This window comes from Shinella sp. 20P9.1.1 (genome assembly GCF_057798995.1).
Genome location: NZ_JBYOLC010000033.1, coordinates 1 through 1135, shown reverse-complemented (window position 1 = coordinate 1135; position 1135 = coordinate 1). Strand labels below are relative to the sequence as shown.

Here is a 1135-nt window from a genome sequence, read left to right as displayed (position 1 = left end):
GAAATGGCAGCGAAAAGACACAAGGCGGAAGAGATCGTCACGAAGTTGCGTCAGGTTGACGTGCTGAATTCCCAAGGCAAATCGATGGCGGAGGCGATCCGTTCGATAGGCGTGACGGAAGTTACATATTACCGCTGGCGCGCAGAATACGGTGGCCTGAAGGGCGATCAGGTGAAGCGCCTGAAGGAATTGGAGACCGAGAATGCCCGGCTTCGGCGGGCTGTTTCCGACCTGACCCTGGACAAGATGATCCTGGCGGAGGCCGCCAGGGGAAACTTCTAAGCCCCGCCCGCCGCCGTGCGTGCGTGGACCATATCACCGCAGAACTGGGCGTGTCCGAACGACGGGCATGCCGGGTTCTCGGCCAGCATCGCTCCACGCAACGCAAAATCGCAAAGACACCGGATGACGAGGTGGCATTGACCGCCGACATCACAGCGCTCGCCCTCCAATATGGCCGATATGGATATCGCCGCATCACGGCGATGCTGCACCAGGCTGGCTGGATCGTGAACGTCAAACGGGTTGAGCGGATATGGCGACGGGAGGGGCTGAAGGTTCCCTACAGGCAACCCAAGCGCGGTCGGCTCTGGCTGAACGACAGCTCGTGCATCCGGCTTCGGCCGGAATACCCCAACCATGTCTGGTCCTACGATTTTGTCGAGGACCGCACGCACAATGGAAAGAAAATCCGCATGTTAAACGTGCTCGACGAGTTCACGCGAGAATGCATCGCCATAAGGGTCGAGAGAAAACTAAAGGCCGTCGATGTCATCGATGTGCTTTCCGACCTCTTCATCCTGCGCGGCATCCCGGCACATATTCGTTCCGACAATGGTCCGGAATTCATTGCCAAGGCTTTGAGGGAATGGATTGCGCTGGTCGGTGCCAAGACGGCCTACATCATGCCGGGCAGCCCGTGGGAGAACGGCTACTGCGAGAGTTTCAACTCGAAACTCAGGGACGAACTGCTCAACGGAGAAATCTTCTACACGCTCAAGGAGGCGAAGATCATCATCGAGGGATGGCGGCAGCACTACAACACCGTGCGTCCGCACTCATCACTGAACTACAAGCCACCAGCACCCGAAGCCACCGTGTGGCCGCGTCAGAACGGACCGGCATCAACCCCGGC

Annotated in this window: 1 protein-coding gene; it reads left to right on the top strand. The window is 58.7% G+C overall.

Features of this window, described 5'->3' with window-relative positions; all coding sequences use genetic code 11:
* Positions 1-3: 3 nt before the first annotated feature.
* Positions 4-1135 (top strand): IS3 family transposase gene (locus AC27VQ_RS25815; RefSeq protein ID WP_488718580.1). Its coding sequence is split into 2 segments (ribosomal slippage), with 1133 coding nucleotides annotated over them: positions 4-268 and positions 268-1135; the frame shifts between segments, so codons are not numbered across the junction. This gene is flagged as partial in the annotation.